Here is a 12,859-nt window from a genome sequence, read left to right on the forward strand (position 1 = left end):
TCTTCCCGCTTATCGCCTTAACGCACTATCAAAAGAAATACCAATGATAAGAATCGACGGACTCCTTGAGCCGTCGTTTTATTTTGCGACTAACCTGGCAAGCTCCCGATAAATCTCCGCCATCTCATCGAACTTCATTCTGACCAATCCGCTTGTGTTCGGGGCAACAAAGTCTACCGTCCCCGGCACAATTGCCTCCTCCTGTATCCCCCATGGCGCTGTTTTACGACCGCAGTATTCCAGATATACGCCTTTTCCAACATAACAAACAATTTGAGGCTTCAGTTTTTCAATCTTTTGTTTTAAAATTTCCCTTCCTTCTTTGAATTCTTCCTTCGTGATTTCAGCAGCCGCTTTTGTCGGCCTTTCCACTATATTTGTAATCCCCATTCCTAATTCCAGCAATAAATCACCTTCCGATGGGTCCAATTTTCTTGGTGTCAAGCCTGCTTCATGAAGGATCTTCCAAAAACGGTTGCTTGGCCCTGCAAAATGATGGCCTGTTTCACTTGAGCGGACCCCGGGATTAAAGCCGACGAATAAAACAGCTAAATTCTCCTTTATTCGATCTCTAACTGGTTTCATGATCATATCCCTTTCATATAAACTGAACTTTTTTAATTTTAGCATAGTCTTTTCAGTTTCCTTTCAGACAAGGGGGCTAAACTTCAGTTAATAAGATAAATGGAGGTGTCCGATGGATGATGAAACAGAAAAAATTATTTACCATACTTGCCAGCTTATTTGTGATTTTCTCAATTGGAACAACTGCTGTTATAGCGGATGATGACGATCACGAGAAGCGTGAGTATTTTCAGTCTTACGATGAAGATGATGATGAGGACTATGAAATGGAAGATCATGATGACGACTTCGAGGGGTGGGAAAATCAAGTCCAAAGTCCCATCCCGCAAGCCCAATCACAAGAATTTTGGAATATTTGGACACGGGAACCGCGAACTAATGCCAATAACGATTTACCAGTAGATACTCCGTCCGAAATGGCAGTCAACAATGGTAACCAAGAATCTCGCCTTTATGTCATTCCGCAGAATGGGCAGCTGCTTATTTCAGCAAAGGCATTTGCTGATGCTGTGGGAGCAGAAGCAGTTTTTTACCCTAAGAGTAGAATTTGTATCCTCACAAAGGGTAATAAGGAATTAATTGTTCGAGCAGGCTCGAATGCAATCTATGAAAATCAACTGAAAACTCCGATGCCGACAAAAGCTGTCTACATGGAAAATTCCGTGTTCCTACCAATCTCAGTAGCAGCAAACGGGCTGGGCTTTCGCGTCTCGTGGGATGAAACAAATTCAGCATTCACTTTAAAACCACTATAAAGGAAAGGTGAGGAAAATGGCAAAATCAACGAAATCAAAATGGCTGCTAGGCGTAACTGGAACCGCTCTTACAGCTTTTGTCATCACACAAATTGGGACAAATCCGGGAAATAAGGGGTCTATTGTGAATGACCTTTCTGTAACAAAATCAATGAGCAAGGAAGAAAGGGAATATGCCAAACTTGATTGGTCTAACTTTGTCATAAACGGAGAATCTGTCTCGGGAGGTGTAAGACAAAGTGACCGCCAAACCCGAAGATCATGATGATTTTGATTTTTTGGTCCTAGAGGCAATGAACACGTCATTTTATATTGCCGTCTCCAATACTCACATTTCAAATTGGAAGGAGATTATGACCGGATGGATTCGGTATGTTGAAAAGGAATGGTCTCGTTTTAATCCCAACAATGAACTTGGATTATTGAATAGGTTGGCGCCGGGAGAAACCGCTAAGGTCTCCCCTCCGCTCTTTGACGTACTCTATCAGGCAGAACAATATCGCGAGAAGACGAAAGGATACTTCTCACCCTATTTACTTGCCCAGATGCAATACCACGGCTATACAAACTCCTTTCCATTCCAGTCTAGTTTGAAAGTTGGGAACGAAGTGCCAGTCATTTGTACTGATGAACACACGCCATATGATTTCAACTTTGAGACCTTTACGATAAAAAAACGCAGTGAAAATCAAATAGATTTAGGCGGTATAGGTAAAGGCTATGCCGTTGAAGCTGCAGCACGATGGCTAAAAAATATCGGTGGGGCCAAGTCAGGGATTGTTGACGGCGGCGGCGATATTACATGCTGGTCCGATGGAAAGAAGGAATGGAAAATCGGTGTAGCCCACCCTTTTGAAGAAAAGCAAGAAATGGCTAACATTTCATTAAAAAACGGAAGCATTGCTACCTCTAATATCGTCTATCGCAGTTGGGTACAGGAGAAGGGGATAAAACACCACCTATTAAACGGGAAAACAGGTCTGCCAGTTGAATCAGAAATCCTTCAAGCAACTGTCATTACAGAAAACTGCCAGGATGCAGAGGTAATGGCTAAGCTTTGCTTTATGGAAAAAGATAGCACATTAATGGAGGCATTAGCGGGGATTAACCCCCACTATTCAGTGCTTCTCGTTCATGAAGATGAAACAATTACTACCTTTAAAGGAAGGTGATAACTTGATAAACCACTATATTTCGATTTGGACATTGATTCGCAGCTCTGGTTTTTTGGCCTATTTTTTCATGACCATTTCCCTTGCAATCGGGTTGGTCAGTTCCTTTACGGTGATGAAGAAAAAGAAAGCCTATCTTCTTTCCCTGCATCAAATCAGCGGCTGGTATGGTTTGTTGACGATTATTTTTCATCTCATGTTAATTTGGCGCGATCAATATGTTCCGTATTCCATTCCAGAACTTTTTGTCCCTTTACTTGCAAACAATCAACCTATATATTCTGCTCTTGGCACATTATCATTTTATCTATTTTTCATTGTGATGATTTCTTCAGATTTTTTCATAAAAAAATTAGGGATAAAAAATTGGAAAAAACTCCATCTTGCAGTTTTTCCGGCATGGGTGCTAATGGTTCTGCACGGGCTATTGATTGGAACAGATTCAACAGAGCGGTGGGCATTGGTTTTATACGCCGGCAGTATTTCCCTCATTTTTGTTCTATCAATTCTAAAATATATCGAAACCATCATGCATGGGTCTGAGGCTAAGCAAGGCAAACTGAAAAATTAAAACGGCAGCCAATCCTGCCGTTTTAATTTTTGTCTTTTATTGTGACCGTAAAAACACTGCCTTTACCCAGCATGCTTTGCACGGATATTTTTCCACCGTGGGCCTCCACAATCGACTTGGCAATTGATAGACCTAAACCGGAGCCTCCTTTTGCTCTTGAGGCATCTGTCCGGTAAAAACGGTCAAATATAAAAGGAAGATTTTCTTGCGCAATGCCGCACCCTGAATCTTCAACAGTAATAATTTTTTCAGAAGAGTTTAATCTTAATGTAAGCTTAACTTCTCCTTCATTTGTATACTTGAATGCATTATCTAACAATATATAAACCAATTCCTGTATCCTTGTTTCATCGCAAACCAAAAAAATCTCAGGCTCAATTTTTTGTGCAAATATGATAGTGGCTGGTTTCTTCCGTAAGAACCGCTTGTATATGGATGTTAACAATTCAGATAAATTAACCTCTTTCATCTCCATAGTTAATTGTTTCTTATCACTTCTGGCCAATTGGAGTAAATCATTGACTAGTCTATTCATTAATTGTGCTTCAGTTTGTAAATCCTGAAGGATTTCCTTTCCAAGTGGACTCATATTCTGACTCTCTTCGCGATTTAACAGGTCAATCGAACTGTAAAAAATACTTAATGGTGTCCTAAGTTCATGCGAGGCATCGGAAACAAATTTTTCCTGTTTGTGATAAGCTGTTTTAATAGGCTTCATTGCTTGTCCCGCAAAATAATAACCTAAATAGGCAAAAATCAAACTAAAAAATACCGTTAAAGTTATCAACGTCCAGGTGATTTTTTGAATCAAGTGTTTTTCTGCTGTAATATTCATTCCTAGGACGGCAAAGCCACTAGACTCAAGCGGCAGGATCATCACAAGTAAATGTTTTTCTCCCCACTGTATCCTCTCCGTCTTGGCAGCACTTGTAATCGGTACATTTTCCACCCATCGGTAAAATCCCTGAACGTTTTCCTCACCATACACAAACTCTTTCTGTTGATTAAATATATAATAAAATATCGACTTGTTCGGATCATACTCAATTCCATGGTGTTCCCTCTCATAAAGGTCCTCGAGGAAATCAGACTTTTCTTTAACAAAATACCCGATTAGCTGTTCCTCTTCCTTTGCACTGATTTCATGCGAAATAAGGAAGTACAGGATTCCGATAAACAAAACAAGCAAACTGACCAGCGATAAGGTATAAACAACTGTTAAACGTCTTTTCACTTGATTAAACATTAGAATTTCTCACTTTATAGCCAATTCCACGGACATTTTGAATCAAAGAAGGCTTATCAGGGACATCAACCTTTTTGCGCACCAATTTCACTAAAGCATCAAGCGCATTATCCGAAACTTCTGAATCATAGCCCCAAAGCTTTTCGAACAGAATTTCTCTTGTCAAAACTTGATTTGCGTTTCGCATTAACAATTCCAATAGTTGATATTCCTTTTTCGTTAAATCGATTATATACCCATTTCTTTTACATTCATGGGTATTCAGATTCAAGGAGAAATCTTTGATCGTGATTAATTCTTCAACAGGTTTCTCCTTCCGGCGGCAAATTGCCCGAATCCGTGCGGAAAGCTCATTAAACTCAAATGGTTTTACAATGTAATCGTCCGCGCCTGAATCTAAACCTGTGATGATGTCTTCATTGGCATCTTTAGCCGTAACAAATAAAATGCCACTTTGGATCTCCTTCTCGCGCAGCCGTTTGCAGACTGAAAGCCCACTTTCCCCGGGCAGCATCCAGTCCAGAATAATAACATCATAGTTATAGATGCGGGCATTGTCATATGCCTCTTTGCCACTGGTCACCCAATCGACAAGATGAAATTCTTTTTTTAACAAGTGTGTCATTATTTTCCCTAGCCGGACATCATCTTCAGCCAGTAAAATATTCACCTTAAACACTCCATTTCAAGAAATTTCCTTTTAGTATTATCATAGCAATCAATTCTGAAAAAGGAGTGAATAAACGGTGAATATGTTCTCTTTGCTTATTAATTTTTTGAAATTTCTATCCTGCCAATCGAGGTAATAATGCTGATCAACAATCCGATAATCGTAACTATGACTAATGAATACAAGAATTTTGGATCTTTTAGCAGCAGCAGACCTAAAATTATGATCATTCCATCGATGGTTAAGGCAACCAACCCCACATTCACTTTGGACCATTTGGAAATAATCAGTGCTAGCAAGTCGATTCCGCCGGGACTGATATGATTTCTTAACATCACGCCAACACCGATCCCGATTATAATGGCACCAATTATGATACTGCTTAAGATAGGCATATGAAAAACACCGCCGAGCGGCAGCCAAAATTGAATCATTACCCCTGAAACAATAGCACCTATTAAGCCATCTATAAAAAGATTTGGTTCATATTTAATCGCAAACAAGTAAACCGGGATATTCAATAGAATAAATATAATTCCCGGGTTTAAGTCCCAAAGATAATTGGCCAACAGACTAATCCCAAAAAATCCGCCATTTATTAGGTGAAAGGGGAGGATAAACCCGTTAATGCCAATTCCAATCATCGACGTTCCAAAGCCAATTATGACCCATTTTTTCAGCATCTCGTCATCCCTTGTCCAAGTTCTTTATTACCACTTATATGTAATAAAAATGGACTTCATTCATAGGGATTCCGTATACAAAAAAACAAGAGCCGCTATTCCTAATGGCTCTTACATTTAAAACGTTGTATATACACTTTCACATTCTTCCGCGGATGGCTGATAAAAACAATGGGCCTTATATCTTGAAACAAACGGCTGATCATACCATGTTGGCGGGCAATTACCTTGCGGCTTGAAATACCAAAGTGAAAATTTTGCCGGCCAAAATCTTTCTCCGTTTACCACCTTTCGGGCAAGTCTTCTTTCAGACTCCCTTGGGGATTGATAAAAATAGCCATGGGTTGTTGCTTCAAATGCGTGAGGCTGATAAATCATTTGCTGAATAGTTCGAATCCCTTTAAAATCTGAGCAATTGGCGCGAATCCGATTTATGCCCACATTTCCAATTAGGAGCATTCCCATCTCCCCTTCTGCTTCACCTTCTGCTCTTAGTAATCGTGCCAATAAATCGATGTCTGATTTCCTGGCTTTTACAACTGCCATAACGCCACCTCCAAAGTTGCTGCCCTATATCATATTCCTATAGGCATGGGTGTTGACAGCTGCAACAATTGAAAGCTTTTTAATGGAGATACTTTTTACCAGAACTAACTCTTCGCCGATAAACAAACTTCCTTAAATCCCTTTCTTTAAGGTTTCCATCATATAACAAAAACAGCAGTGATTGAAACTCTGGATACCGTTTCATGACAAAAAGAGCGAACTCCTTCCGTTCGCCCTTTAATTTTGCTAAAAACTCTTGGTCCTGTTTAATTTCATTCAGCTGAATTTCAAAATAAGCTTTGGTATCCTCCCACTTTTCGATCCTTTTCTCCAAAATGTCACGGGCATATACAGGTAATTTTTCAATCACAAGGTCAATATAGCCTTCAGACCACATTAGCATTTTATCCTTCTCAGGGAGTTCAAAAAGCATAGTCAGCAGCTCAATATCATCCACAAAATCGCTTGTTGCATATTTTCCAATTCGGTTCACCATATCACCTCAAATTTGAAGTTAATGGTTTTATCTTTTCTAAATCTATTCGCTATTATTATTCGTCAACTTGGCAGTTAACGTTTTTTGTTTTCCATCACGATATATTTCAAATTTAATCTCATCGCCAACTTTAACCTTAGAGTATAGATATTTTCTTAAATCCGATGAATTAGCAATTGCTGTTCCGTTCATAGAAACAATCACATCCTTTGGCTCGAAGCCTGCTTTGGCGGCGGCGGAATTCGGGTCAATATTCATGACCAAAACCCCTTTGGTGATATTTTCAGGAAGGCTTTGCCAATACATTTGCGAAACTTGATTTAAGTCTGCCAGTCCAACCCCTAAATAGGGACGCACAATTTTTCCGTTTTGGATTAGTTGATTAACGATTGGAATAACATCATTGCTTGGGATGGCAAATCCCAGACCTTCCACACCATTTTCGGAAATTTTCATGCTATTAATGCCAACGACAAGCCCCTGAGAATTGATTAGCGCTCCTCCGCTGTTTCCTGGATTAATCGCTGCATCTGTCTGGATGACATTGGTTTCCCAGTTCCCTGCTGATGTCGAAACTGGAATGCTTCTATTCGTGGCACTGACAATTCCCTGGGTTACTGTCCTAGAAAGCTCTAGCCCCAATGGATTTCCGATTGCGTAAACCTGATCGCCGGGACGAAGGGTTGATGAATCGCCAAATTGAACTGTTGTCGAAACATTTTTAGCATCAATTTTTAAAACTGCAAGGTCAGTCAAGGCATCTGTGCCGACAACTTCTGCTGTCGTTTTTTCACCATTGTATATGGAAACCTCCAGCTTCGAAGCACCCTCTACTACATGGTTATTGGTAACGATGTAGGCAAAATCACCCTTTTTTTGAAAAAGAACTCCAGAGCCCGATCCAGATTCTACACTTTGGGATGAATTTGAACTACGGAAAAAAGGATCATTTTGCTGCTGGTAATTGACAATACCGACAATCGCCTTTGAAACCTGCTCCACTGTATCAGCAATAGAAGCAGAATCTGAAGTGGACTTTGTTGATACCGGTCTAACCGTTGAAGCCGTACTCTTGGCTGCCTGTGAACTGCTTGTGTCTTGATTTGCCGCTGCAGGATAATAGTTCTGGAAATAATCAGTATGCGGCAGGACTGCTAATGTCAATGCAGATCCGACCACTCCTGCCGCTACCGTCGAAACAAATCCTTTTACAAACCCTTTTTTGGGTTTACTTTTAACAGGAGGATCGGTCCTCATCTGCTCTGTTCCGGGCTGGATTCTTGTCACTTCATACGAATCGTTTTGAGTTTGATTGATTTCATTCGGATCTCTGAATTCCATCCTAATCTTCTCCTTTAAGTATGTTAACTTCTTATCTTGTCTTTACTATACCTGACAAATTTTAAGAAATTATTAACAAACTTTAACGGCTTTTAGAAATTATTATGAAAAAAGCCGCGGGAGCAATTTTCCCGCGACGTTTATTTTGGAAAACGAATAATAAATTTTGTCCCTTTCCCTTTTTCACTCACAACATTTATATCCCCACTATGGAGAAGCACTAGCTGTTTCACAATAGAAAGTCCTAGACCAAACTCACCATAAGGGTTACTGGTTCTGGAAATATCAGCTTTGTAAAAGCGGCGCCAGATTTTTTCTACTTCAGCAGGATCAATCCCAATTCCGGTATCCTCCACTTCAATGATGACACTGTCCGGCTCTTCCCTTCCGCGAAGCCAGATGGTTCCCTCTCTTGTAAATTGAATGCTATTTTTCGTTATATTAATTAAGATTTGAATAAGCCGGTCGTAATCGGCTTTTACGTAAACTTCCGGTGCTGCCTCAACAATGATTTGATTGTTTTTTTCTTCCGCCTGAAGACTTAATTGCTCCTGTATTATCTCAAGAACATCCAAAAGCTCAATTTCTTCCTTCATTAACTGTATCTGGTTGGAACGGATTTTTTCAAAATCAAGATTTTCATTAACGAGACGAATCAGTCTTTTTGCCTCTTGGCTGACTAGGTTTATGCCTCTTTCTTTATCTTCTTCAGAAATCATATTGTTTTTTAGCCCTTCAATCACTCCGCTTATGGTCGTAAGCGGTGTCCTCATTTCATGAGAAACATCGGCCATAAATTGACGACGGCGGTTTTCCAAGCTTTCAATCTCGGCCATAGAGGTATTGATTTTATCAACCATGTGATTAAAATCATTTGCTAATTCTCCGATTTCATCATAATTTGAGGATTGAACATGAACATTATAATCCCCTTTAGATACTTGAGAGGTTGCCTCCCGAAGCCTTCTAATCCTTTTCACATGAATTCTTGATAAGTACCAGCTCTGAAGGAAAGAAACACCAAAAGCAATCAAAATAGTATACAATAAAATCTGATTAATTTCTTGAATCATTTCGAGGGAACCGCTAATCGGTGAGGTGAGCAGAATTCCCCCATAGAATTTTCCATTTTCCAAATAGGGTAAAACGACAAATGTTACGCCATCCTGGTCAAATCTTTTATAATCGCTTTGAACAATAATCGTCTTACCCTTTTTTAAGCTTTCCCAATCCTCCCGGGGCAGGTATTTAATTTCTGGCCCTCGATTAGAAACTAAATACAATTTGCCATCCCGATCAAATAAACTAAAGCTTATTTTACGAGCTGGTAAAACAGAACTATATTTATTAAGCACGATTTCGGTTGCATACGGATTTTCTTTAATATCCGACAAAATAGCTTTGCCATAGGAAATTAGTTCATCCGCCTTGTTCCTATAAACAAGGTTTTCAAGATAATGGGCAAATAATAAACTTAATAGTAAAAACGCTACAATAATAATGCTGATATGGCTGCTAAACTGTTGATAAAAGTAACGGAACTTAGTCTGTTTTAAGCGCGTCATCGAACTTATACCCTACTCCCCAAACAGTATGGAAGAATGGCTGCTCCGAAGTCTCCACCTTTTTCCGCAACCTTTTGATATGCACATCAACGGTTCGTTCATCTCCATAAAACTGATAGCCCCAGACCCTTTCAAGCAGCTGCTCCCGTGAGAAAACCTGGCGAGGATGCTCCGCCATATAGAAAAGCAAATCAAACTCCTTGGGGGTCAAATTGGTTATCGGAGTCCCGTCAACCATTACTTCTCTAGTTGTTTTGTTGATTTTAAAATGGTCTGTTTCCAATGCCCCTTCGTTATCTTTTGGTGCCTGGACCTGAACACGTCGGGTTACTGCCTTAATCCGGGCCATCAGGGTCAGCGGGCTGAACGGCTTCGTTACATAGTCATCCGCTCCCATTTCAAGGCCAAGAACCTGGTCTGACTCGCTGTCCTTTGCTGTTAGCATAATGATGGGGACAGTATTTTTTTCTTCTCTGATTTTTCGGCATATGGTGACCCCATCCATGCCGGGCAGCATCCAATCAACAATCAAAGCATCCCATGTGCCATTCTTGAATTGGTTGTAGCCCTCGAATCCGTCATTGACAAATACTCCTTCAATCCCCTCTTTTGCAAAAAACATTTCAATCATTGAACAAACACTTTTATTATCCTCGATCACTAATATTTTCACTAATGCTCAACTCCCAGAGTTAGAAACTTGATACTATTAGTGTAAACAAATTTGCAAACATAGCAAACCTTCAGTATTATTCTTCCCTATTAATTAATACATTGTTCATATTCTGTTAATATTCTCATAGAAAAAGAGGCCTTGAGTGGACTCAGGGGGCCTCCTTCATAAACTCCTATTTGCCTCTAAATACCGGTTTTCTCTTTTCTTTAAAGGCTGTAGTTCCTTCTTTATGGTCCTCTGATTCAACCATAATCATTTGGGTTAAACGCTCTAGCTCAAGAATCTCTTCCAGCGATGAAGTAAACGATTTATCAACCAGTTTCTTCTGTTTTCCATATGACAATCCTGGACCATTCGCTAATTTTAAAGCTAATTTAGTTGTTTCTTCTTGAAGCTTCTCAGCCGGAACAAGATAATTGATGACACCTAATTGATAAAGACGTTCGGCCGGAATAGGCTCTGCTGTAAAGAAGAATTGCTTGGCTAAATGCGGACCAACCAATCTAGGAAGGAAATAAGAACCTCCTCCATCAGAAATCAGCCCAACCTGGGAAAAGCTTAGCGCATATTTACTGTCCTCGGCTGCGACTATTAAGTCACAGGCTAGAACCAAATTAAAGCCTGCACCCGCAGCAAAGCCGTGAACCGCGGCAATTATCGGCTTTTCAACATCCTTCATTAATAAAATAAGCTCATTCAGTTTGCCAATATGTTCATAAACTTGAACGCCTGACCTTCCCTGTCCCATCCCTTTCACGTCACCGCCGGCACAGAAGGAACGGCCGGATCCAGATAGCACGATGGCTTGGATATCGTCATCATTTTGCGCGTTTCTGAGAGCATCCTTCAATCCTAAAATCATTTCCGGGCTAAAGGCATTGAGACTTTCCGGGCGGTTCAAGGTCAGTGATAAAACAGGTCCTAATTTTTCTACTAATAAATGTTCTTGCGCCATTATGATCTCCCTTTCCATTTAAAAATTTTATGGTTTTTAAAATTATTTAATCAGCCAGCCGCCATCCACTAGTAAATCAGAACCGGTCATATAGGAGGCATCGCTGGATGCTGCAAACGCTATGACGCTTGCAATTTCCTCAGGAGTTCCCACTCTCGACATTGCCGTATTTTTTTCAATGGCACGGACAAAACGTTCATTTTGCAGGCCTCGTTCGGTTAACGGGGTCTCGACAAACCCTGGCGAAACGGAGTTCACACGGATTCCGTATTTAGAAAAGTCCAACGCCAATGATCTTGTAAAATTAATCACTGCCGCTTTAGCTGCACTATAGTGAGGAATTTCCGCCCCAGCCTGGTGTCCCGATAATGAGGCAATATTGACAATCGCACGATTGTGCTCGGAACGCTGTGCGCCCTCAATCATGATTTTCCCCATTGCTTTTGAGACAAGGAATACGCTCTTTAAATTCACATTTTGAACATAGTCCCAATCTGCTTCCGACATGTCTAATATTTTGTTGTGTCGTGACCCTCCTGCATTATTAACAAGAATGTGGAGATCACCATAATGCTGCTGGACATATTCTGCCAGCTCCTCGACATCTTCGGCATCCGTACAATCCGCTGGAAAAATTTCAGCCCTTGGAATTTTACTTTGGCGATTTATTTCTTCAGCCGTTTCTTCCAATTTTCTTTTTGTCCTGCCCACCAAAATGACCTTTGCCCCTTCACTTGCAAGCCTAATGGCAGCGGCTTTTCCTATTCCGCTTCCGGCCCCGGTCACTAACGCAACGGTATCTAAAAACCTCATCCGTTATCCCCCCTGATCTCCTTAAATTTTCTAGACAGTGCAAGCTGTCTCGATTACTACTTTTCCATTTTTCAAAATCGGTACGATAGATGTAATCCCTTTAGAAACCGCGAGTTTCAAATCTGGATGTTGATCATATTTTTCTAATAGCCTGCCAACATAGGAGTTTACGAATATTTCATACCCAGCATGTTCCTGACCGCGGTAAAAATACATGGCAGCCTTTGCTGCGTCTGTTAGCTCGTGTTGGCCTGCTTTTACCAAACAATCAATTAGATGCCCTGAACCATAAAAGTCTTCTAAGCTGAGCTCTCCGGAATTTCCGGAACAAATGATAAGAACGGTTTGCTCTTCCTCAACATTCGCCAGCGTTTCGGCAACCGCAGGATTATTTAAAATCGAGGCTACATAAACCTTCTTGGCGGAAGCAGCCTTTCTTAAAGCAACTGTTCCATTTGTGGTAGATAAAATGAGCGTCTTTCCTTTGACGTTCTCCCTGATTAAGGTTGGACTGGGATATAAAAAGCCGTCAATTGGTTTCGCATCCAGTTCACCAGCAAGAAGGCAGGTACCGTGCATGAAATTTTCAGCTAAATCACTAGCTTCGGAACTGTTAAGAACAGGTATAACTTCCTTTGCTCCGTCCTTTAAAGCTGATACAATGGTTGTCGTGGCTAAAAGAATGTCTAAAACAACTGCCACTTTATTTCCTTCTAAAATTTTCTCCTCACTGATATCTTCCTTCTTCACAAGAAGGTGAATTTTGGCCATTTCATTCCATCCCC

The 12,859-nt window shown here is 40.5% G+C and carries 16 protein-coding genes; 4 read left to right on the top strand and 12 right to left on the bottom strand.

What is annotated here, in order from left to right; all coding sequences use genetic code 11:
• Positions 1–78 precede the first annotated feature (78 nt).
• Positions 79–585 (bottom strand): G/U mismatch-specific DNA glycosylase, encoded by a 507-nt coding sequence (gene mug / locus KHB02_RS20490; protein ID WP_213145264.1) that lies wholly within the window; start codon positions 583–585, stop codon positions 79–81.
• A 116-nt stretch (positions 586–701) separates the two neighbouring features.
• Between mug and KHB02_RS20495 the strand changes: the two genes are divergently transcribed.
• Genes KHB02_RS20495 through KHB02_RS20510 form a run of 4 tightly spaced genes read left to right on the top strand, consistent with a single transcriptional unit; the run spans position 702 to position 3,083 of the window.
• Positions 702–1,340, top strand: coding sequence for a copper amine oxidase N-terminal domain-containing protein (locus tag KHB02_RS20495; protein WP_213145263.1), 639 nt, complete (start codon positions 702–704; stop codon positions 1,338–1,340).
• A gap of 16 nt (positions 1,341–1,356) precedes the next feature.
• The gene (locus tag KHB02_RS20500; protein WP_213145262.1) at positions 1,357–1,605 is read left to right on the top strand and encodes a hypothetical protein; all 249 of its coding nucleotides are present in this window, start codon (positions 1,357–1,359) and stop codon (positions 1,603–1,605) included.
• The gene (locus KHB02_RS20505) at positions 1,580–2,512 is read left to right on the top strand and encodes an FAD:protein FMN transferase (protein WP_241113992.1); all 933 of its coding nucleotides are present in this window, start codon (positions 1,580–1,582) and stop codon (positions 2,510–2,512) included. Before KHB02_RS20500 ends, KHB02_RS20505 begins: the two co-directional genes overlap by 26 nt.
• Positions 2,513–2,516: 4 nt before the next feature.
• Positions 2,517–3,083, top strand: coding sequence for a ferric reductase-like transmembrane domain-containing protein (locus KHB02_RS20510; protein ID WP_241113993.1), 567 nt, complete (start codon positions 2,517–2,519; stop codon positions 3,081–3,083).
• Positions 3,084–3,105: 22 nt separating this feature from the next.
• Here the strand turns inward: KHB02_RS20510 and KHB02_RS20515 are convergent, their stop codons facing one another.
• The 11 genes from KHB02_RS20515 to KHB02_RS20565 form a co-directional block, all read right to left on the bottom strand.
• Positions 3,106–4,329: a sensor histidine kinase gene (locus KHB02_RS20515; RefSeq protein WP_213145261.1), complete on the bottom strand. Its 1,224-nt coding sequence runs from the start codon at positions 4,327–4,329 to the stop codon at positions 3,106–3,108.
• Complete coding sequence (locus tag KHB02_RS20520) at positions 4,322–4,999, bottom strand: response regulator transcription factor (protein WP_213145260.1); 678 nt, start codon at positions 4,997–4,999, stop codon at positions 4,322–4,324. The genes KHB02_RS20515 and KHB02_RS20520 overlap by 8 nt, the downstream gene beginning before the upstream one ends.
• 98 nt (positions 5,000–5,097) lie before the next feature.
• A complete protein-coding gene (locus KHB02_RS20525; RefSeq protein WP_213145259.1) occupies positions 5,098–5,682 on the bottom strand; it encodes a YitT family protein in 585 nt (194 codons plus the stop codon).
• Positions 5,683–5,799: 117 nt separating this feature from the next.
• On the bottom strand, positions 5,800–6,228 hold the full coding sequence (locus tag KHB02_RS20530) for a cell wall hydrolase (RefSeq protein WP_213145258.1): 429 nt from the start codon (positions 6,226–6,228) through the stop codon (positions 5,800–5,802).
• A gap of 79 nt (positions 6,229–6,307) precedes the next feature.
• Positions 6,308–6,724 carry a hypothetical protein gene (locus KHB02_RS20535; RefSeq protein WP_241113994.1) on the bottom strand — a complete coding sequence of 139 codons (417 nt, stop codon included), beginning with the start codon at positions 6,722–6,724 and terminating at the stop codon, positions 6,308–6,310.
• Positions 6,725–6,766: 42 nt separating this feature from the next.
• Positions 6,767–8,065 carry a S1C family serine protease gene (locus tag KHB02_RS20540; protein ID WP_213145257.1) on the bottom strand — a complete coding sequence of 433 codons (1,299 nt, stop codon included), beginning with the start codon at positions 8,063–8,065 and terminating at the stop codon, positions 6,767–6,769.
• A gap of 140 nt (positions 8,066–8,205) precedes the next feature.
• Positions 8,206–9,630 carry a sensor histidine kinase gene (locus tag KHB02_RS20545; RefSeq protein WP_213145256.1) on the bottom strand — a complete coding sequence of 475 codons (1,425 nt, stop codon included), beginning with the start codon at positions 9,628–9,630 and terminating at the stop codon, positions 8,206–8,208.
• Entirely contained in the window at positions 9,608–10,303 is a 696-nt protein-coding gene (locus KHB02_RS20550; protein ID WP_213145255.1) for a winged helix-turn-helix domain-containing protein, read from the bottom strand. Before KHB02_RS20550 ends, KHB02_RS20545 begins: the two co-directional genes overlap by 23 nt.
• Positions 10,304–10,478: 175 nt before the next feature.
• Entirely contained in the window at positions 10,479–11,261 is a 783-nt protein-coding gene (locus KHB02_RS20555) for an enoyl-CoA hydratase/isomerase family protein (protein ID WP_213145254.1), read from the bottom strand.
• A 42-nt stretch (positions 11,262–11,303) separates the two neighbouring features.
• On the bottom strand, positions 11,304–12,074 hold the full coding sequence (locus KHB02_RS20560) for an SDR family NAD(P)-dependent oxidoreductase (RefSeq protein ID WP_213145253.1): 771 nt from the start codon (positions 12,072–12,074) through the stop codon (positions 11,304–11,306).
• A 30-nt stretch (positions 12,075–12,104) separates the two neighbouring features.
• Positions 12,105–12,845: a 2-phosphosulfolactate phosphatase gene (locus tag KHB02_RS20565; protein WP_213145252.1), complete on the bottom strand. Its 741-nt coding sequence runs from the start codon at positions 12,843–12,845 to the stop codon at positions 12,105–12,107.
• Positions 12,846–12,859: the final 14 nt, after the last annotated feature.

This window comes from Neobacillus citreus, from assembly GCF_018343545.2.
GTDB lineage: Bacteria > Bacillota > Bacilli > Bacillales > Cytobacillaceae > Neobacillus > Neobacillus citreus.

Excerpts from the sequence above, each read along its gene's own strand:
- KHB02_RS20525 (WP_213145259.1), bottom strand. The coding sequence starts at position 5,682 with ATGCTGAAAAAATGGGTCATAATTGGCTTTGGAACGTCGATGATTGGA.
- KHB02_RS20545 (WP_213145256.1), bottom strand. The coding sequence starts at position 9,630 with ATGACGCGCTTAAAACAGACTAAGTTCCGTTACTTTTATCAACAGTTT.
- KHB02_RS20515 (WP_213145261.1), bottom strand. The coding sequence starts at position 4,329 with ATGTTTAATCAAGTGAAAAGACGTTTAACAGTTGTTTATACCTTATCG.
- KHB02_RS20560 (WP_213145253.1), bottom strand. The coding sequence starts at position 12,074 with ATGAGGTTTTTAGATACCGTTGCGTTAGTGACCGGGGCCGGAAGCGGA.
- KHB02_RS20500 (WP_213145262.1), top strand. The coding sequence starts at position 1,357 with ATGGCAAAATCAACGAAATCAAAATGGCTGCTAGGCGTAACTGGAACC.
- mug (WP_213145264.1), bottom strand. The coding sequence starts at position 585 with ATGAAACCAGTTAGAGATCGAATAAAGGAGAATTTAGCTGTTTTATTC.
- KHB02_RS20555 (WP_213145254.1), bottom strand. The coding sequence starts at position 11,261 with ATGGCGCAAGAACATTTATTAGTAGAAAAATTAGGACCTGTTTTATCA.
- KHB02_RS20565 (WP_213145252.1), bottom strand. The coding sequence starts at position 12,845 with ATGGCCAAAATTCACCTTCTTGTGAAGAAGGAAGATATCAGTGAGGAG.
- KHB02_RS20540 (WP_213145257.1), bottom strand. The coding sequence starts at position 8,065 with ATGGAATTCAGAGATCCGAATGAAATCAATCAAACTCAAAACGATTCG.
- KHB02_RS20535 (WP_241113994.1), bottom strand. The coding sequence starts at position 6,724 with ATGGTGAACCGAATTGGAAAATATGCAACAAGCGATTTTGTGGATGAT.
- KHB02_RS20495 (WP_213145263.1), top strand. The coding sequence starts at position 702 with ATGATGAAACAGAAAAAATTATTTACCATACTTGCCAGCTTATTTGTG.
- KHB02_RS20530 (WP_213145258.1), bottom strand. The coding sequence starts at position 6,228 with ATGGCAGTTGTAAAAGCCAGGAAATCAGACATCGATTTATTGGCACGA.